The organism is Pedobacter sp. PACM 27299 (assembly GCF_001412655.1).
GTDB lineage: Bacteria > Bacteroidota > Bacteroidia > Sphingobacteriales > Sphingobacteriaceae > Pedobacter.
In genome coordinates this window covers 6,074,965-6,093,428 of record NZ_CP012996.1, presented here as the reverse complement: position 1 = coordinate 6,093,428, position 18,464 = coordinate 6,074,965, and the positions used below count along the sequence as shown (strand labels likewise).

The following is an 18,464-nucleotide window of genomic DNA, read 5'->3' as shown; positions in this document are numbered from 1 at the left end:
ATAGTTAATTACTTAATTTCGGGATTCTTGTTGGGGTATCTTTTCCTTGTACAATCGTGATGGCACTTTTTGCGATGCCTTTAATCGTCGATAGAATGTTGTCTACGTCTAGCGTTTCAAACTCATCTTTTACGGTATGGTAAAATTTATCGCTATCGATCTGATCTGTACTGATGGTGTGTGCGGGAACACCCAATGCCGCTAAAGTGGCATTGTCACTTCTGTAAAATAGGTTTTGCTGTGGATATGGATCCGGATGGAAGGTAAATTCTGTGCCTTCCAGGTTTTTCTGTAAGATCTTTCCAAAATCCGACTTGTCGAATCCAGTAATAAACGCTGTATTCTTACCAAACTTGCTGTCTTTACCAATCATTTCAATGTTGAACATCGCCACCACCTCATCAGGGTTTAGTTTTTCTGAGAAATGTCTCGCACCATATCCACCGATTTCTTCTGCAGTAAAGGCCACAAAGATCAATGTACGTGCGTTGTTGTTTAGTTTTTTGTAGTATTTCGCAAGGGCGATCATAGCAGTAGTACCGGAAGCATCATCATCCGCACCATTGGCAATGCTGTCTGTACCTTCCGATTTGATGATTCCTAAATGATCATAGTGACCAGAGAAAACCACCAGTTCTTTTGCTTTTGACTTTCCAGGGATCATTCCTGCCACGTTAAACAAAGGAAGTACTTCTAGTTTATTCTTTAAATCTATATTAAACCCCTTAGCTACAGTATCTACACCTAATACAAATACATAAGCAGCATCATTGATGTGTTTCTCATCCACATCAGCACCCTGAGCTAAGTAATCGCGGATTCTTTTAAAAGCATCTGCAAACTTGGCATCTACTAGCACCACTTGTTTTTTCTTCTCTTTGGTCAAGGACCTCAATTGTGCCATGAATGGTTTTTCAGGATCCATTTTAACCCATCCATCACTATTGGATTGATCAAAAAGCTGTGTTTCCGAGGTGTTTCCGTAAACCAGAACATCAGAAGCAGGAATCTCTTTACCGTCAATACTCACTTTGGTGCTGACTGGCTTTAGCTTTTTCTTAGTAAATGATTGTCGGAAGCTATTCCCTTCCAAAGGTTTCAAGCCAATATTTTTAAATTCAGCGGAGATAAAATCTGCGGCTTTCTCAATTCCTGGGGAGAAGGTAGCGCGGCCTTCCATTTCATCACTGCTCAGCGTCTTGATTAAACGCTCTACATAAGGTCTGGTAATGATCTTATCAATGTCCTGCGCAAATGATTGCTGTGCCAGGAACACTATAAATAAGGTGTAAATGGTTTTTTTCATCAGAATATAATTGTTTTTTTATGGTTCAATTGTTTAACATTAATACTTTAAGACAGCAACTGATGATTAGTTGATTTATAAAGTAAAATGTTACGGATTTCTACAGTTTTTAGCACTCTTTTGAGTACAAAGGCCGATGTGGAGTACATGGCAGCTTCTTTTTTGTATAAAAAGATTATTCTTCTGTAGAAGGATGTGTCAGTTCTCGTTTTCTGCGTTGGATTTCGGTTTCAATGCGGGTCTCCTGAACACCATCTATCACCGCTATCTCATACTCCTTATCTTTATCGGAAGCGTAAATCTGTGTTTCTTCCAGATTCTGTATAGAATGGTCATAGGGCCCGCGGCCACTCATCAGCTTTACAAATACGGGTAGGCACTCAAAGAAAATAAACAGCAGGCCAATGAAAGTGACCGCAAGTGAAGTGTTCACATCTCTTGTCCCATCGGTATTAAAGCTCAGCTGGCCTAATGCCCAGTTTCTGTCGGCAAAGCCCGCAATATTACTCAGGCTGTCCAGTTGTTTACCGGTAAAGAGTTTCTCTGTCATCAGTCCATCAAATTGTTTTCTTCCGTCCACAAATTTTTCCAGTGCCCTGACATCTGCCGTCAGCGTATCAAGATTCTGTTCCCGCTGTTTCAACTCCGCTTCTTTCCTTTTCGCATAGGGGCCATAACCCATTACGCCGGAAGTTTCCAAAGTCTTATTCCCAAAGATCTCAAAGTTTAATTTTTGTCTGTCCGCCTTGATGGCACTCGCCAAGGAATCACGCTCTGCTTTCACATCGTTAAGCTTTCCGAGCTCAATCTTATACTTATTCCCAAATGAGGCATTTAAAGTATCGATTTTGGAACGCTGGTTGTTCAGGTAGCTTACTTTTAGTCTTTCCTTAATCTCTTTATCAAATATTTTCAATTCCAATGGACGGGAGATGACGAGTCCAATCATAATGGCCAGTAATATCCTTGGGGTGGCCTGTAGAATTTGCTTATTTGTACTAGCACTTTTGTTGATGCTGGCCACAATATAGCGGTCCATATTAAAAATGGCCAACCCCCAGATCAAGCCAAAAAACAGTGCAAAAAGTACGGCTGTGGTATCTCCTTTAAAAACGAAATACATGGCATAGCCACCAGATAGTGCAGCAAATAAGCCTGTGAAGAAAATGGTAGCGCCTATTCCCAGGTATTTATTATGTTCGGTAGGATGTTTCTCGAGTGTGGAAATGTGCGCTCCCGAGCAAAACCAGAAGAAACGAGATATAGAATTCATGATGTAAATTTCAAAGTTACTAAAGACTGACTATTAAACGCGCAGCTCACCTAGTTGTTACAGTAATTTGCTTGAAATGATCCCATTATCTTCATCTGAATGTGATTTTGTGGTTTTTTTAACCATAATATTTTCGGCATTGCTTATCTTTGAAAAAAGCTAAAAATATGATAAAGGAAATAACCGTTCAGGAACTAAAAGAAAAGATCGACAATAAAGAAGATTTCCAACTGATTGATGTAAGGGAAACTTTTGAATATGAAACTTCGAATCTTGATGGTTTGAACATCCCTTTAGGTGGTATCCTAATTGAAGCAGATCAGATTGCTCAGGATAAACCCGTAATTATTCAATGCAGAAGTGGTAAAAGAAGCGCAGCAGCAGTAATGCAGTTAGAACAAATGCTTGGATTAACCAATTTATATAACCTAAAAGGTGGTATCGTTGCCTGGAAAGAGGCTTTCGATCCTAATATGCCTGTTTACTAATCATGGGAAAAAAAATCGCATTAAACGTTTTTTATAACATAGGACTGATCATTTCCATCTTTGGTGGAACATGGGGTTTCAACAATAAACAATACCTGGCCATGGCCCTTTTTGCGGCTACTGGTATCTTCTTCTTATATGTAAAGCTGCAGCTGGTAAAAGAGATGCGTGCAACACTTAAGAAAAAGGAAGCAGAATTGAAGGGTTAATCCTTTCTAAGCCTAATCCAGGCAAATTTTTCAACTGATATCTCCCCGCAATGATTTGCGGGGCATCAAATGGATTGTTCCTGGTTAGCCAGGGACCATCCAAATCAGCCCAATCACAGAGTGGAGCAAGCGCCATCCCCGCCTGCGTGGCACAGGAACTCTCACTCATACAGCCAATCAATACTTTCATACCGAAAGAACGCGCTTTTTTAATCATTAGCGAGGCTTCAGACATACCAGCACTTTTCATGAGTTTGATATTGATGCCATGGTAAGCCCCTCTTAGTCCATCAATATCAGCTAGGCGCTGCACCGCCTCATCCGCCAGAATTGGGATCGGACTCCGCCCGGTTAACCAGGCATTGCCATCCAGGTCTGATTTGTCCATCGGCTGTTCAATCAGTACGGCACCCTGATCATGCAGCCAGTAAATCATATCAATAGCTTGTTTTTTATTGTTCCAGCCCTGATTGGCATCAATATACAATGGAACATCGGTCATGCTCCGAATGGTTTGAATCAGCTCTTTATCGTTGTCTCTTCCCAGCTTTACTTTTAGAATGCTAAAATTTTTAGCGTCCAATACTTTTTCCCTGATCACCTCCGGCTCGTCGATACCAATGGTATACGAAGCAAGTGGCATTTTGGAAGGATCGGCGCCATAGATTTCATAACAGGCCTTTTGCAGGAGTTTTCCGTTTAAATCATTTAAGGCGATATCTATAGCTGCCTTTATAGCGGTATTTCCAGTATCCAGGAAATCCAGATAAGCGGTGATTTCCTCAAAATTGAAAGGAAATGTAAAGCGATTCCAATCTACTTTTTTTAAGAATGCAGTAGCTGTTTCCACATGTTCCCCCAGGTAAGGAACCATAGAAGCCTCCCCATATCCGGTTTCACTTTCATAGCCCAATTTCAGCAGCATCAGCGGCGTACTGGTTCTAGAAAACTTAGCAATGGTAAAAGGATGTTTTAGTTCCAGATTGTATGACGTATAGGCGACCTGCATGGACATAAATTGGGTATTTAGTAATATCAAAGTTAAAAAATCAGCGCTGCAGCGAATGTAAAAATAATATACTTAATATTGTACCCAGTATGAATAGCACAATATATCAGCCATTTAAAAACTTCGATTTTAAATATAAAAACTGCTTCCTGAGTGGAGAAACCTTCGATGCTCCAGTGGAGGAAATCAATGTATTGCCAGACTGGCTGTTGAAAGTCGCCAACTTTTCCGGAGAAGAGCAAATTAAGTTATTGGATGAGAGTGTTCGTGCCTACAATACCTTAAAAGTGCCTTGCAGTACAGAAGTATCGGAGAATTTTATCCAGCCATTAGAAGCTAAGATTGCTGCGGCTTTCTCTGAAGGTTACGCTGCGGTTTCCGCATTATCGGAAGAAGATCTGTTCAAATGGATCGGTAAGTTTATGTACAGCCTGATTTATATTGAAATGAATGCGGCAGTACGTTTACAGCAGATTTCTGCTGATGGTGTGAATATGTCCCAGGGTTTGATGCATAAATTTGGAAACCTGAATACCATGATTCAAAGCATTTATAGAGATGTGGTGTATGAAGATTTTATCCCATGGTCTATTGTAGTGGTGCCTCTGGAAGAGCAAGAAACGAGTTTCAGCTTTAGAGATGAGATCAATACCCTGACCTTCTCTTTGAAATTGAAAGATTTCGGAATTATCGCTTGTTTACAAGATAACGGAACGAATAAGATCTTTCATAGAGAGCTCCTGGAGCAAGTTGGTACCAAACCACTTTCCGCACAGCAATTTGAAGAACTTTGTGCACGTTTCTATTATTCTGCTTACCTGTTCAACAGATTGCCAGAATATACGGTAATGACGGTAGAAGGAACAGTTTATATTGATGCAATGCCATTGAGAGGAACGATGAATAAAGCCCTTTTCGACCATTGGCAGCATAAAACGTATGCCCAGGTATTACAGGATTTCTGGAAACCTTGGGGACATACGTTGTTTGAGATTATTAAAGACCCAACAAATCCGATCAGTTATTTTGAACCGGCTTGTTTGCCTGCTACCCAATAAGGCGGCTAATAAAATGAGGAATGATTCCCGGAACAAAAATTACGGTAAAGATTAAACCTGTTAATGCACCGAAAAAATGGGCGTCATGATTGATATTGTCCTGCGCCCTTTTTGCCATCTGCCAGCAATATGCTAAATATAGCAATCCAAATAACCAGGCCCAGATTGGGATAGGCAATGGGAAGATGATCATCTTAGACATCGGATCAAATAAGATAAAGCTAAACAGTACCGCGCTAATTGCACCAGAAGCACCAAGGCTATTGTACCACATGTCATCTTTGTGTTTGATCACCGAAGGGATGTCACTCAAAACCAAAGCTAAAACGTACAATAAACCGAACTGCCAGGAACCAATCATGGCTTCCAGTCTGAAGGCAAAGAAGTAAAAGGTCATCATGTTAAAAATCAGGTGCATCCAATCCGCATGAATCAGACCGCTGGTAATTAACGTGTATAACTTGTGTTTTCTCGATACACTATAAGGGTGTAACATAAATTTCCCAAATAACCCATGATCATTAAAGGCATAAATACTAGTCACGATCGTGAAAAGAAAGATGATCGAGGCAACGGGAGTCTGGGTAAGGTATTCCATGATAAGGTGTTTTTTCGTAAGAAACGGATTTTTTATAGGTTAATAAAATAATGTTTTATCGGCAAGGCCGATACTGCCAAACTGATACCTCATCCCCACAGAGAAGTAGGTATAGGCATCTGGTTTGCCAGCTTTAAAATTAACAGAAGAATTGTCGTAACCATCTAAGCCCTCTCCCAAAGTAAATGTGCTCTGGTAATTGAAGTTTAAAATATAACGGCAATAGCCGTATCGATCAGGGAAATAAAAGTTAATGCCTAGATTGATCGGAATGAGTAGGTCTGTTGATTTACTTTTACCGGGATATGGGATTTCTTGTTCATAACTGACTTTGCGTACATTGTTAACCGAGTTCATCACCATTCCAAGCCCGGTGCCCAGGTAAAGTCCCTTAATTGTATTCGCAAAACCACCACGACGATAGTCAATCAAAGTGCCTAATCCAAATTTGGTATTGAAGTTAATCGCTTTGTAAGTATTGATGGATTGACGACCAGCAGCGTCTGTTTTTACATCTCCACTATTAATTTCGCCCATTTGTCCCTCCAAACCAGCACTAATAAAAGGACTGAAATAATAATCGATGACGCCATAACCTGCCAGACCAAAGTCATGTTTTTTTAGGTCAGTAAAAGATTGAGTAACTCCAAAACCACCACCAACACTGATTTTATAGAAATTGGTTTGAGCTTTAACAGGAATAAAAGATAGAAGTAACAGGCATCCAGTGATAATTGCTTTCAAATTATTTAGCTTTGTTTTTTTTAAGACTATGCTAAATTATCAAAATAAAAACAATTCCCTTCAAAACCGATTTGCTAAATACGTGCAGATTGATACGCAGTCAGACCCAATGTCAACCACCGTGCCTTCTACAGAGAAGCAAAAGAACTTAGGAAAGGTTCTTGTGGAGGAATTATTAGAATTGGGAATCACTGATGCCCATCTTGATGATTTCGGGTATGTATATGCAACCATCCCTTCTAATACAGAAAAAAAGGTGCCTGTAATTTGTTTCTGCTCACACATGGATACTTCTCCAGACTGCAGCGGCACAAATGTGAAACCAATTATTCATGCCAACTACCAGGGAGAAGACCTTGTCCTTCCTGACGACCATAACATCGTGCTGAAAATGTCAGAACACCCGGATCTAAAACACCAGATTGGGAATGACATCTTTACCGCCAGCGGAACAACATTGCTTGGTGCTGATAATAAAGCCGGCTTGGCCGAAATTATGGAGGCAGCAGCTTTCTTAATGCAAAATCCAACCCACAAACACGGAACAATAAAGATTTTATTTACTCCGGATGAAGAAATCGGCAGAGGTGTCGATAAAGCAGATCTGAAAAAATTAGGTGCTGATTTTGCTTATACCGTAGATGGAGAGACTTTAGGTTCTATCGAAGATGAAACTTTTTCTGCAGATGGCGCAGTATTGACTATTAAAGGAGTAAGTACCCACCCTGGATTTGCAAAAGATAAAATGGAAAGTGCGATCAAAATCTTATCAGATGTGATCAGCTCTTTACCTTCAGACTGCCTTTCTCCGGAATCTACTGAAGGAAAAGAAGGGTTTATCCACCCGGTTACGATTAGTGGAAGCGTAGAACAGGCAGAAGCACGTTTTATCTTACGCGCTTTTGATGATGAACAGCTGGAAGCCAATGGCGAAATGCTGGATGCAACCGTAAGAAACATCATTGAAGATTTCCCAAACTCTACCTACGAGCTGAAAATCACAGAACAATACCGAAATATGAAAAAGGTATTGGATGAGTACCCACAAGTGATTGCTTATGGTATCGAAGCGATAGAAAGAGCGGGTATCAAACCAAAAAGACAAAGTATCAGAGGAGGAACCGATGGTTCACGTCTTTCTTTTATGGGCTTGCCTTGTCCTAATATCTTTGCTGGTGAACACGCTTTCCATGGTAAACAAGAATGGGCATCGGTTCAGGATATGGAAAAAGCAGTGGAAACTATCATTAACATCGCAGCAATCTGGGAAGAAAAAGCTTAGTTATATTTTAGCGCTGCTCACTTAACATTCGTGGAATAACAGCACTATAGAAAATGAAAGCGCCGTACCATGTTGATCATGATACGGCGCTTTTTATATTTTCAATCAATTTTATTTTTCTATGCCTTAATTAAGAAGAACCAGTTTGGTACTGGTATTAGTTAAGCTTTAATGCTTAGTCTGGCCAGGTACTGATCCTGTCCGTCTTCAAAAATGATTTCTGGCTCCCAGCCATTAGCCTTGGCAATTTCAATCAATGTGCTTTGGTCTACATATACCCATTTGAACCAATCTCCTTTAAGCCCTTTATATTCGTATCTGAAACTAACTTCTCCAAAGTACCCATGATTAGGGAAAGGAATTTCCTGGTAAAGGTAGGAGAGGTCTGAACTGTCGAATATCAACTGACCACCTGGATTCAATAAGTCTTTAACTTGTTTCAAAAATGATTTTAGTCCGGAAATAGAGCCTGTAAGCCCGATTCCATTCATCATAAAAAGAAGCGTGTCATATTTTTCATCTTTATAAATCAGGATATTTCCTGCAATGACCTGTTTTAATCCACGTTCCTTCATGATCTCTACGGCAGGCAGGGAGATGTCCATGCCAGTTACATTAAAGCCGCGATTTTGAAGCACCAGGGCATGACTACCTACACCTGCACCCACGTCCAGCACTTTTCCTTTGCAAAGTTCCATAGCCCTGAGTTCAAGCTCAGGCATTTCTGCTTCATCCCTAAAATAAATGTCGACCGGCATCTCTTCCGGTTCATCATAAGAATTGTGTACCCACAAAGTTTCTGCAGGTGGCTTTCTAAATTGATCTTTTAAGGCTTCACCAAAAACGTCCATCCGGCAAAGATAAAAAAACCTTTAATGTTAGACCTCAAATTCCTGATGTTGTTCTGGAATGAGTATATGCTGGAAGCCTTTATCCTGTAAATGCTGTGCAAATACCTGTTGAACTTTATATTCTCCATGCACTAAAAACACCTGCTTTACAAGTGCAGGGTTTTGTCCGGATAAGAATTGTAGCAGGTCTTCGTAATCGCCATGCGCACTCATCGATTTAATCGAACGTATGTCGGCAACTACTTCGTAATCCTGACCGAAAAGCCAAACTTGTTTATGTCCCGCTAATAATTTGCCGGCTAAAGATCTCGGTTCTGCATAACCCACCATGAGGATAGTGTTTTTCTGATCACTGATATTGTTGCGGATATGGTGTTTTACCCTGCCACCCTCGGCCATGCCGGAGGATGAAATGATCACACATGGTCGTGAATCACCATTTAAAGCCTTAGATTCTTCTACGCTTTCAATAAATTTTAAACCCTTAAATCCGAAGATGTCATGGTCTACTTTCATCACTTCTTTTACACCGTTGTTGTATACTTCCGGGTGATTTCTGAGTACCTCTGTAGCCTGTAAAGACAATGGACTGTCTACGTAATACTGTACATCCGGCAATTGATCTTTCAGCTCCATCGCATTCAAAGCGTAAAGTAATTCCTGAGTACGGCCGACGCTAAATGCCGGAATAATGACTTTTCCTTTCTTAACGATACAGGTTTGCTCAATAATTTCTCTTAAAGTATCTTCTATAGGATCAAGATCCTGATGAAGCGAGTCGCCGTAAGTAGATTCTATGATGACATAATCCGCCTGGGGGAAGGATTGGGGGCTTTTCAAAAGCAAATCTCCATACCTGCCCACATCACCACTGAAAGTCAGGTTGATCGTTTTCCCCTCTTCCTTAATTTTTAAATGTACCGCGGCACTGCCCACGATATGACCAGCATCTGTAAAGTTTAAGGTTACATCAGCATCAATTTGAAAATCCTGGTTGTAGGGAACCACTTTAAACTGTTCCAGGGTTTGCAAAACATCTTTTTCAGTATATAATGGCATTTCCTCAAGTTCCCCTTGTCGCAATTTCTTATTTGCGTATTCGGCATCCTGTGTCTGAATCTTTGCAGAATCCAGCAGCAAAATCCGACAAAGGTCTTTGGTAGCAGGGGTACAGTAAATGTTTCCTCGAAATCCTTCCGCAACCAATCTTGGTAATAAACCGCAATGGTCTATGTGCGCATGGGATAAAATAAGATAGCTGACCTGGGCCGGGGCAAAACCGAAAGACTCATTGAGCCCCTCCGTCAGGTTACCCAAGCCCTGAAATAGCCCGCAGTCTAATAAAATTTGAGTGTTATTTTTTAAAGTAATCAGATGTTTACTACCCGTAACGGTACGTGCCGCCCCATGAAATGCAATTTTCATTAATCTACTTAGGCTCTAACTTTAGCAATAGTGTCTTTCACCTGACTTGCAGCATCTACCAGTTTTTCTTTTGATGAATCTAATAGGTCACAAAACCAATCTGATACTTTGTCTTTCATTTCTCCATCTTTATCTGATGAAATAATTAATGCAATTGCCGCACCAAGCGCCGCTCCAGCTAGTATTCCTGCAATTATTTTAGTTTCCTTTTTCATAAATGTAGTTTTTAATTTGTGATCGATTCTCAGTACTGCTGTGGTTAAACAAAGCAAAACTGAGCTAGGTTAATAATTGTTAATTTTCGTCAGATAGTTAACAAAGACGGTGCCGAATAATTTGCTGAGGATTGTAAATCAAGTCAGAAAGCCATAAATTATAAGATGTTTGTTGTAAATTAGTAGGAATGTTGAAACGTCTATCTTATTTGAATGTCTTCCTGGCAATGGCTTATCTGCTGCTGTTCGTGACAGGCGATAATCTGCTGATCATTGCAGGGGTTGGTGTCGTTGTGGCTTTTAATGCATTTGTGATTAAAAAGATACAAGAGGAAAGAAATCTTGGCTTAATTCATGGGATCTTAGCAGTTTGCTGTCTTTGTTTTTGGGCATATTTGGCAATGGGCTGTACATATATTGTACAATCTGCGATTGAACATCAGTATTTTGACAATATCTGGAGTTATTTATTGCCTACTGCTTTTTTTCTGCTCAGCATTCTGCTGCAGCTGTTGTATGCCCTGCATTATTTTAGAAATGATCAGGCCTCTGAAAATTAAGAAGGCTTTCATCTGATCCTCATTAAATTTTTCAGTAGTCCTGCTTTATGAGGTCTAAAAAGAACTTTATTGTAAGTAAAAAGGAAATAAGGCCCTTCTCTTCCCGAACACTTCCCGGTGACTTCCTCGCTTTTTTTAGGACTACCCTGGCCTATTTCTCCCTGCTGCTGCGGCTGCTTTTTTCCGGCTGGAATAATATTAACAAACTATCTTTCTCCAACTGTTTGGTATTTAAATAATTCTGTCTATCTTTGCAGTCCCTAAATCTTAGGGTGAATAAATAATTGTTTAACAAATTAAATACAAGCAAGTGAATACGTTAAGTTACAAAACTGTCTCTGCCAATGCAAAAACTGTTAACAAACAGTGGGTTGTTGTTGACGCACAAGGCGAGATTTTGGGGCGCTTGTCATCGAAGATCGCTATGATCATCCGTGGTAAAAACAAGCCTGAGTATACCCCACACGTAGACTGCGGAGATAACGTTATCGTTATCAATGCGGATAAGGTTAAATTGACAGGAAATAAATTCAGCGACAAACGCTATATTTCTTACACTGGTTACCCAGGTGGTCAGCGTTTCATTTCTCCAAAAGAGTTAATGGCGAAACACCCTAAGCGTGTTATCGAGAAAGCAGTACGTGGTATGTTACCTAAAACAAAACTTGGTGCTAAATTATACACCAACCTTTTTGTTTATGCAGGCACAGAACATCCTCATGCAGCACAATCACCAAAAACCATTACACTTTAATTAAAGGAAGAAAGAAATGTCAGTTACTAACACTTCAGGAAGAAGAAAAACTGCTGTTGCGCGCATCTATTTAAAAGAAGGCAACGGCACAATTACCGTAAACGGTAAAGACCATAAAGAATATTTCCCAACATTACCTTTACAATACATCGTTAACCAATCATTCGAAGTTTCTGAATTGACTGGTCAATATGATGTTAAAGTGAATGTAGCAGGTGGTGGTATCAAAGGTCAGGCAGAAGCAGTTCGTTTAGCTATCGCTAAAGCTATTGTGGAATTGGATGCTGAGAAAAAACCAGCATTACGCGCTAAAGGGTTAATGACCCGTGATATGCGTATGGTTGAACGTAAGAAACCAGGACGTAAGAAAGCACGTAAGAAATTCCAATTCAGTAAACGTTAATCTTAAGGAGACAAACACAATGGCAAGAACTACATATCAAGACTTATTGGATGCAGGTGTACACTTCGGTCACCTTACCCGTAAATGGAACCCAAAAATGGCGCCTTACATTTTCATGGAGCGCAATGGAATCCACATTATAGATTTAAATAAAACTTTAACCAAAACTGAAGAAGCTGCTTCAGCAATCAAACAGATCGTTAAATCTGGTCGTAAGATTCTTTTCGTAGCTACTAAGAAACAGGCTAAAGAAATCGTTGCTGATCAAGCAAAAAAAGTAAACATGCCTTTCGTAACTGAACGTTGGTTAGGTGGTATGTTAACCAACTTTGCTACTGTTCGCAAGTCTATCAAAAAGATGTCTAACATCGACAAGATGACTAAAGACGGAACTTACTCGATCCTTTCTAAGAAAGAGCGTTTAATGATCCAACGTGAGCGTATTAAATTGGAAAGCTTATTAGGTGGTATCGCGGATCTAAACCGTTTACCAGCTGCTATCTTCTTGATTGACGTTAAAAAAGAGCACATCGCAGTTAGCGAAGCGTTGAAATTAAACATTCCAACTTTCGCAATGGTTGATACTAACTCTGATCCTTCTAACATCGATTTCCCAATCCCAGCGAATGATGATGCTACTAAATCTATCTCTTTAATTACTGATGTAATCATCAAAGCAATTGAAGAAGGTTTAGACGAGCGCAAACGCGAAAAAGACGAAGAAACTGAAAAAGAAGCTGTAGCTGCTAAAGCTGCTGCTGATGCTCCAGAAGCTGCTGCTCCTGGCGCAAGAAGAAAAAAAGTAAATGCTGATACTGAAGAAGAAGGTACTAGCGAAGAAGCTTAAATAATATAATATGGGTTGTATGTTGTGCGTTGCGGGTTTTTCCTTACAACATACATCGTACAACCCATAATTTTTTAAATAAAAACTTAAAAAGAAATAAGATGTCTACAGTACAAATTTCTGCAGCAGACGTAAATAAATTACGCCAACAAACCGGTTCTGGTATGATGGATTGCAAAAAAGCATTGATCGAAACTAACGGTGATTTCGAAGCAGCGGTTGATTACTTACGTAAAAAAGGTGCTAAAGTAGCAGCTTCTCGTCAGGACCGTGATTCTAATGAAGGTGTGGTTATCGCAAAAGCTACAGCAGACGGTAAACGTGGTGTTGTTGTTGAATTAAACTGCGAAACTGACTTCGTGGCTAAAAATGCTGATTTCGTAGCTTTAGCTAACAAATTCACTGACCTTGCTATCGAGAAAAACCCTGCTTCTTTAGAAGAACTTTTATCTTTAGAAATTGATGGTCAGAAAGTTTCTGAGATCATTATCGAAAACACTGGTAAAATCGGTGAGAAAATCGGTATCTCTAAATTCGAAACTGTTTCAGGTGAAAAAGTTATTCCTTACATCCACGGTAACTACCGTTTAGGTGTATTGGTTGCTTTAAACCAAGCATTTGACGGTGCTGATGAAGCTGGTAAAGATGTAGCTATGCAAATCGCTGCAATGAACCCAGTTGCTTTAGATAAAGCTGATGTTGACGCAACTACTATTGAGCGTGAAACTGAAATCGCTAAAGAACAAATCCGCGCTGAAGGTAAACCTGAAGAAATGGTAGAGAAAATTGCTGCTGGTAAATTGAATAAATTCTACAAAGACAGTACTTTATTAAACCAGGAATTCGTTAAAGATTCTTCTAAAGACGTTCGTAAATTCTTAAATGATACTGCTGCCGGTCTAACCGTTATCGCATTCAAACGTGTACAATTAGGAGCTTAATCCTTTTTTAATCATAAAAAAAAACAGGGTGTCCAAAAGGCATCCTGTTTTTTTATGCGGTTTTAGGTGTTTTGCGTTTTTAATACAGCTTTCTATTCAGGTTGTTTTGTTTGAAAAATCGGTAAGACCTGCTCTCTTTTGCTCTTGATCTTCCCTCCTCCATTTATGGTCATTTTTTTTCTGAACTGCTTTTAGTTTCACCTTTTATTTTTGATAATTCCTATTTCCTATGGTACTTGTTTTGTAAGGTCAGTTGTTTTGTGATGAATTACGTTTTCTTTTGATTGAGGAAAAGCAGCAGCAATAGCGAAATCGTTAAAAGCATTCCTATGAACTGATGAAAAAGTGCGTAGGTTTTGTAATCGCTATTAACGCTATGAAGTAATGCTGTAACTCCTGAGATGACCTGTATCGCTACCAATAACATTGGAATAGTCCTGATATAGGATAAATGCTTGTTGATTTTCCAGGAAGAGCTGCGAACATAAAGCAGAATAATCAATAAACAGATCATATAAGCCAGAAAACGATGTACAAGCTGAATGGTCAATAAGTTTTCTGTCAGCTGATATATAGAAAAAATCTGCAATAATATATTTTCCGGAACAATAGCTCCATTCATATCAGGCCAGGTAGGCGCTGCAAGTGCCGCATGACTTCCCGCCATCAGCGCTCCGTAAATTAGCTGAATGAAAAGTAAGACCAGAATCAGGCTGTTTAATCTTGAAAATTGTAAACGATGCCGCATTTTCAAATGATCGAGACTTAATTTAAAAGCCAGCCATAAGGTATAGCCCAATAAAATGATTGCAGAAATGAAGTGGATGGCCAACCTAATATGGCTGACACTTATATCGGTATCGTTTAATCCACTTTTTACCATCAGCCAGCCAATTATCGCTTGCAGTAAGCCCAATAAAAAGAGAACGAAAATAGGTAAAATGAGCTTGCGTTCTATTTTGCCTTTGATGATAAAATAGATAAAGGGCAATAGGAAGGCGATGCCAATAAACCGTGCCCAATTTCGGTGAAACCACTCCCAGAAAAATATTGATTTATAATCCTCTAGTGAAAAGTGTGCGTTCAGCAACTGAAATTGCGCAATCTTTTTGTATTGATCAAAGCTGTGCTGCCATTCCAGCTCATTTAATGGAGGAAGAAAACCCATTAATGGGTTCCATTCTGTAATGGACAGGCCGGATCCACTCAGTCTGGTGATTCCACCTAGTAATATCTGAATCATTATACAAAAAGCACCAAAATATAGCCAGATGGCAATGGCCTGGTTGTGCTTAGCCCTCATAAATCACTCCTGTTCCTGGTGTTTCATTCAGCTCTATTCTGGACAACTCTGGAAATATAGGTTTAATCTTATGCCACAGCCAGATGCTGAGTCTTTCGGCAGTGGGGTTTTCTAATCCGGGGATTTCATTCAGAAGTTTATGATCGAGTAAACTGACAATTGGACGAATGCCGTTTTTTAGGTCGGTATAATCGAGGATCCAGCCAGTTTCTAAACCTGGCTCTCCAGAAAGAAATACTTTAACTGTATAGGTGTGGCCATGCATACCACCGCATTTATGGTCTGCAGGCACATTAGGCAAGTAATGCGCTGAGTCAAAACTGAAGGTCTTGTAGATGATCATGTCAAATGAATAATGTCCAAATTTCTACTTTGCTGCTCGGTTGAGAAATGATGGCGATCATATTTGATGGAAATTTGAGATTCATCAGTAGTTTAATATTACTTATCGCTGAAAACAATTCTTGGGGCTGAATAGCACAATTACTCTTCTGGTTAAGCGGTCAAGTGCAGCTGACAATTGTAGTGTTTGGGGTTATTCCTACCAACGTATGTTAACGAACCCTATTAAGACGTTTTTTTTCCTGATGTTTTGTCGATTTTAAGGCTATGGTTCATGTAGTTAGAGATGCGATACAATTATAAGGGTAATATTGTTTGCAGAGCCGGTTAATTTTCCTACTTTTGCATCCCGCTTCGGAGGAAGGATTTGAGTGAAAGAGATACAGAGAGAAGATTTTGAAAGATTGCAGTAGGAGTTTGTTAAAGTCGGTTTTGCCGGTTTAACCACCAGAAAAACAAAAAGATTTATTTTCAAATAAAGCTTGACAATAACAAAAAGATTTCTACCTTTGCAGTCCCAACAAAAACGGGGGTTACCAAACGGAGTTTGATAACAAAACAAAAAGACTGAAACAATCGAAATTCGATTGCAACATATAAAGAAGATCCGCGAGGTGATTCGAGAAGTTCATTAAAGAGATGTCATTTATAAACGTAGCGAGGTACAGATAGTACAGTTTCAAAGTACATGAAAACCAAAGCTATTATTTCGAGTCAGAAACTGACAGACAATACAAAAAAGAATAAAGACTATTATTAACAAGTTAAGAATGGTCAGCGTTCAAACACAACATTTTACAATGGAGAGTTTGATCCTGGCTCAGGATGAACGCTAGCGGCAGGCCTAATACATGCAAGTCGAACGATACCGAGAGGCTTGCTTCTCGGGAAAGTGGCGCACGGGTGCGTAACGCGTATGCAACCTACCTCAATCAGGGGGATAGCCCGAAGAAATTCGGATTAACACCGCATAAAATCACAGGATAGCATTATCTAATGATCAAATATTTATAGGATTGAGATGGGCATGCGTGTCATTAGTTAGTTGGCGAGGTAACGGCTCACCAAGACCACGATGACTAGGGGATCTGAGAGGATGACCCCCCACACTGGTACTGAGACACGGACCAGACTCCTACGGGAGGCAGCAGTAAGGAATATTGGTCAATGGAGGCAACTCTGAACCAGCCATGCCGCGTGCAGGAAGACAGCCCTCTGGGTCGTAAACTGCTTTTATTCGGGAATAAACCTACTTACGTGTAAGTAGCTGAATGTACCGAAGGAATAAGGATCGGCTAACTCCGTGCCAGCAGCCGCGGTAATACGGAGGATCCAAGCGTTATCCGGATTTATTGGGTTTAAAGGGTGCGTAGGCGGCTTATTAAGTCAGGGGTGAAAGACGGTGGCTCAACCATCGCAGTGCCCTTGATACTGATGAGCTTGAATACACTAGAGGTAGGCGGAATGTGACAAGTAGCGGTGAAATGCATAGATATGTCACAGAACACCGATTGCGAAGGCAGCTTACTATGGTGTTATTGACGCTGAGGCACGAAAGCGTGGGGATCAAACAGGATTAGATACCCTGGTAGTCCACGCCCTAAACGATGAATACTCGCTGTTAGCGATACACAGTTAGCGGCTAAGCGAAAGCGTTAAGTATTCCACCTGGGGAGTACGGTCGCAAGATTGAAACTCAAAGGAATTGACGGGGGCCCGCACAAGCGGAGGAGCATGTGGTTTAATTCGATGATACGCGAGGAACCTTACCCGGGCTTGAAAGTTAGTGAATCATTTAGAGATAGATGAGTGAGCAATCACACGAAACTAGGTGCTGCATGGCTGTCGTCAGCTCGTGCCGTGAGGTGTTGGGTTAAGTCCCGCAACGAGCGCAACCCCTATGTTTAGTTGCCAGCACGTTAAGGTGGGGACTCTAAACAGACTGCCTGTGCAAACAGAGAGGAAGGAGGGGACGACGTCAAGTCATCATGGCCCTTACGTCCGGGGCTACACACGTGCTACAATGGATGGTACAGAGGGCAGCAAGCTGGCAACAGCAAGCAAATCTCAAAAAGCCATTCACAGTTCGGATAGAGGTCTGCAACTCGACCTCTTGAAGTTGGATTCGCTAGTAATCGCGTATCAGCAATGACGCGGTGAATACGTTCCCGGGCCTTGTACACACCGCCCGTCAAGCCATGGAAGTTGGGGGTACCTAAAGTATGTAACCGCAAGGAGCGTCCTAGGGTAAAACCGATAACTGGGGCTAAGTCGTAACAAGGTAGCCGTACCGGAAGGTGCGGCTGGAATACCTCCTTTCTGGAGTAGTTCAGACTACTCGCTACGTAAATGATATAAATGACAATAAAATCTCAAAAGAAAAACCCATAGAATGAAGCATCATAAGTGTTTCTGACTAAGCGAGGGAGTGGATGAGGCTACAGGGATTGTGAATGAGACACCTCAGAACAATTACCGAAGCTGAATTTAACCTAGTCCCGTAGCTCAGTTGGTTAGAGCACTACACTGATAATGTAGGGGTCAGCAGTTCAAATCTGCTCGGGACTACAAATATATTCTAAGGGGGATTAGCTCAGCTGGCTAGAGCGCCTGCCTTGCACGCAGGAGGTCAACGGTTCGACTCCGTTATTCTCCACATTACCCGGTCTAAATACGAGAGGCCATAAATATAGTTGCCAGTAGGCAATTAGGGGAACTAAAGTTCTTTGACATATTGGAAGAAGTTAATAAAGAAGAGCAAACAACAATAGAGACGTTGTTAGCTTTTAGGGATAGAGTAAGTAATTACGACAAACCGATAAGATAACGACAATCAAAAAAAGCATTTCCATAGGC

The 18,464-nt window shown here is 40.5% G+C and carries 19 protein-coding genes, 2 tRNA genes and 1 rRNA gene; 12 read left to right on the top strand and 10 right to left on the bottom strand.

Features of this window, described 5'->3' with window-relative positions; translation table 11 throughout:
- Positions 1-4: 4 nt before the first annotated feature.
- Both AQ505_RS25720 and AQ505_RS25715 read right to left on the bottom strand, forming a co-directional pair.
- Positions 5-1,306: a M20/M25/M40 family metallo-hydrolase gene (locus AQ505_RS25720; RefSeq protein WP_062550789.1), complete on the bottom strand. Its 1,302-nt coding sequence runs from the start codon at positions 1,304-1,306 to the stop codon at positions 5-7.
- Positions 1,307-1,481: 175 nt separating this feature from the next.
- A complete protein-coding gene (locus AQ505_RS25715; protein ID WP_062550788.1) occupies positions 1,482-2,579 on the bottom strand; it encodes a DUF4407 domain-containing protein in 1,098 nt (365 codons plus the stop codon).
- Positions 2,580-2,749: 170 nt separating this feature from the next.
- Here AQ505_RS25715 and AQ505_RS25710 point away from each other — a divergent pair, with 170 nt between their 5' ends.
- Together AQ505_RS25710 and AQ505_RS25705 are read left to right on the top strand one after the other, a co-directional pair.
- Positions 2,750-3,067, top strand: coding sequence for a rhodanese-like domain-containing protein (locus tag AQ505_RS25710; protein ID WP_062551225.1), 318 nt, complete (start codon positions 2,750-2,752; stop codon positions 3,065-3,067).
- A 2-nt stretch (positions 3,068-3,069) separates the two neighbouring features.
- Positions 3,070-3,276, top strand: coding sequence for a DUF6358 family protein (locus AQ505_RS25705; RefSeq protein ID WP_062550787.1), 207 nt, complete (start codon positions 3,070-3,072; stop codon positions 3,274-3,276).
- Here the strand turns inward: AQ505_RS25705 and AQ505_RS25700 are convergent.
- The gene (locus AQ505_RS25700) at positions 3,245-4,291 is read right to left on the bottom strand and encodes a dipeptide epimerase (protein WP_335337985.1); all 1,047 of its coding nucleotides are present in this window, start codon (positions 4,289-4,291) and stop codon (positions 3,245-3,247) included. The genes AQ505_RS25705 and AQ505_RS25700 overlap by 32 nt on opposite strands.
- 83 nt (positions 4,292-4,374) lie before the next feature.
- Between AQ505_RS25700 and AQ505_RS25695 the strand changes: the two genes are divergently transcribed.
- Positions 4,375-5,343 (top strand): hypothetical protein, encoded by a 969-nt coding sequence (locus tag AQ505_RS25695; protein WP_062550786.1) that lies wholly within the window; start codon positions 4,375-4,377, stop codon positions 5,341-5,343.
- Here the strand turns inward: AQ505_RS25695 and AQ505_RS25690 are convergent.
- A complete protein-coding gene (locus AQ505_RS25690; RefSeq protein ID WP_062550785.1) occupies positions 5,333-5,941 on the bottom strand; it encodes a rhomboid family intramembrane serine protease in 609 nt (202 codons plus the stop codon). The two genes, AQ505_RS25695 and AQ505_RS25690, sit on opposite strands and share 11 nt — an antisense overlap.
- A 39-nt stretch (positions 5,942-5,980) precedes the next feature.
- Positions 5,981-6,685 carry a hypothetical protein gene (locus AQ505_RS25685; protein WP_062550784.1) on the bottom strand — a complete coding sequence of 235 codons (705 nt, stop codon included), beginning with the start codon at positions 6,683-6,685 and terminating at the stop codon, positions 5,981-5,983.
- Between the two features lie 28 nt (positions 6,686-6,713).
- On the opposite strand from AQ505_RS25685, the gene pepT reads away from it, so the two are divergent.
- Positions 6,714-7,967 carry a peptidase T gene (pepT, locus tag AQ505_RS25680; RefSeq protein WP_062550783.1) on the top strand — a complete coding sequence of 418 codons (1,254 nt, stop codon included), beginning with the start codon at positions 6,714-6,716 and terminating at the stop codon, positions 7,965-7,967.
- Positions 7,968-8,128: 161 nt separating this feature from the next.
- On the opposite strand, the gene AQ505_RS25675 is transcribed toward pepT, so the two are convergent.
- The 3 genes from AQ505_RS25675 to AQ505_RS25665 are packed head-to-tail and all read right to left on the bottom strand — an operon-like array spanning position 8,129 to position 10,458.
- Positions 8,129-8,818, bottom strand: coding sequence for a class I SAM-dependent methyltransferase (locus AQ505_RS25675; RefSeq protein WP_062550782.1), 690 nt, complete (start codon positions 8,816-8,818; stop codon positions 8,129-8,131).
- Between the two features lie 27 nt (positions 8,819-8,845).
- Positions 8,846-10,243, bottom strand: coding sequence for an MBL fold metallo-hydrolase RNA specificity domain-containing protein (locus AQ505_RS25670; RefSeq protein WP_062550781.1), 1,398 nt, complete (start codon positions 10,241-10,243; stop codon positions 8,846-8,848).
- An 8-nt stretch (positions 10,244-10,251) separates the two neighbouring features.
- A complete protein-coding gene (locus tag AQ505_RS25665) occupies positions 10,252-10,458 on the bottom strand; it encodes a YtxH domain-containing protein (RefSeq protein ID WP_062550780.1) in 207 nt (68 codons plus the stop codon).
- Between the two features lie 188 nt (positions 10,459-10,646).
- On the opposite strand from AQ505_RS25665, the gene AQ505_RS25660 reads away from it, so the two are divergent.
- From AQ505_RS25660 to tsf, 5 genes are all read left to right on the top strand, one after another.
- Positions 10,647-11,018 (top strand): hypothetical protein, encoded by a 372-nt coding sequence (locus tag AQ505_RS25660; RefSeq protein ID WP_062550779.1) that lies wholly within the window; start codon positions 10,647-10,649, stop codon positions 11,016-11,018.
- Positions 11,019-11,328: 310 nt separating this feature from the next.
- The gene (rplM, locus tag AQ505_RS25655) at positions 11,329-11,772 is read left to right on the top strand and encodes a 50S ribosomal protein L13 (protein WP_062550778.1); all 444 of its coding nucleotides are present in this window, start codon (positions 11,329-11,331) and stop codon (positions 11,770-11,772) included.
- A gap of 16 nt (positions 11,773-11,788) precedes the next feature.
- Positions 11,789-12,175, top strand: coding sequence for a 30S ribosomal protein S9 (gene rpsI, locus AQ505_RS25650; protein WP_062550777.1), 387 nt, complete (start codon positions 11,789-11,791; stop codon positions 12,173-12,175).
- Positions 12,176-12,194: 19 nt separating this feature from the next.
- Positions 12,195-13,022, top strand: a complete 828-nt coding sequence (gene rpsB / locus AQ505_RS25645) for a 30S ribosomal protein S2 (RefSeq protein ID WP_062550776.1) — start codon at positions 12,195-12,197, stop codon at positions 13,020-13,022.
- A gap of 101 nt (positions 13,023-13,123) precedes the next feature.
- A complete protein-coding gene (tsf, locus tag AQ505_RS25640; RefSeq protein WP_062550775.1) occupies positions 13,124-13,963 on the top strand; it encodes a translation elongation factor Ts in 840 nt (279 codons plus the stop codon).
- A 268-nt stretch (positions 13,964-14,231) separates the two neighbouring features.
- On the opposite strand, the gene AQ505_RS25635 is transcribed toward tsf, so the two are convergent.
- Both AQ505_RS25635 and queD read right to left on the bottom strand, forming a co-directional pair.
- On the bottom strand, positions 14,232-15,206 hold the full coding sequence (locus AQ505_RS25635; RefSeq protein WP_231634988.1) for a COX15/CtaA family protein: 975 nt from the start codon (positions 15,204-15,206) through the stop codon (positions 14,232-14,234).
- A gap of 49 nt (positions 15,207-15,255) precedes the next feature.
- Positions 15,256-15,609, bottom strand: a complete 354-nt coding sequence (gene queD, locus AQ505_RS25630) for a 6-carboxytetrahydropterin synthase QueD (RefSeq protein WP_062550773.1) — start codon at positions 15,607-15,609, stop codon at positions 15,256-15,258.
- A 796-nt stretch (positions 15,610-16,405) separates the two neighbouring features.
- Between queD and AQ505_RS25625 the strand changes: the two genes are divergently transcribed.
- The 3 genes from AQ505_RS25625 (at position 16,406) to AQ505_RS25615 (ending at position 18,264) form a co-directional block, all read left to right on the top strand.
- Positions 16,406-17,927, top strand: a 16S ribosomal RNA gene (locus AQ505_RS25625).
- Between the two features lie 175 nt (positions 17,928-18,102).
- Positions 18,103-18,176, top strand: a tRNA-Ile gene (locus tag AQ505_RS25620).
- Positions 18,177-18,190: 14 nt separating this feature from the next.
- Positions 18,191-18,264 (top strand) — tRNA-Ala (locus tag AQ505_RS25615).
- Positions 18,265-18,464: the final 200 nt, after the last annotated feature.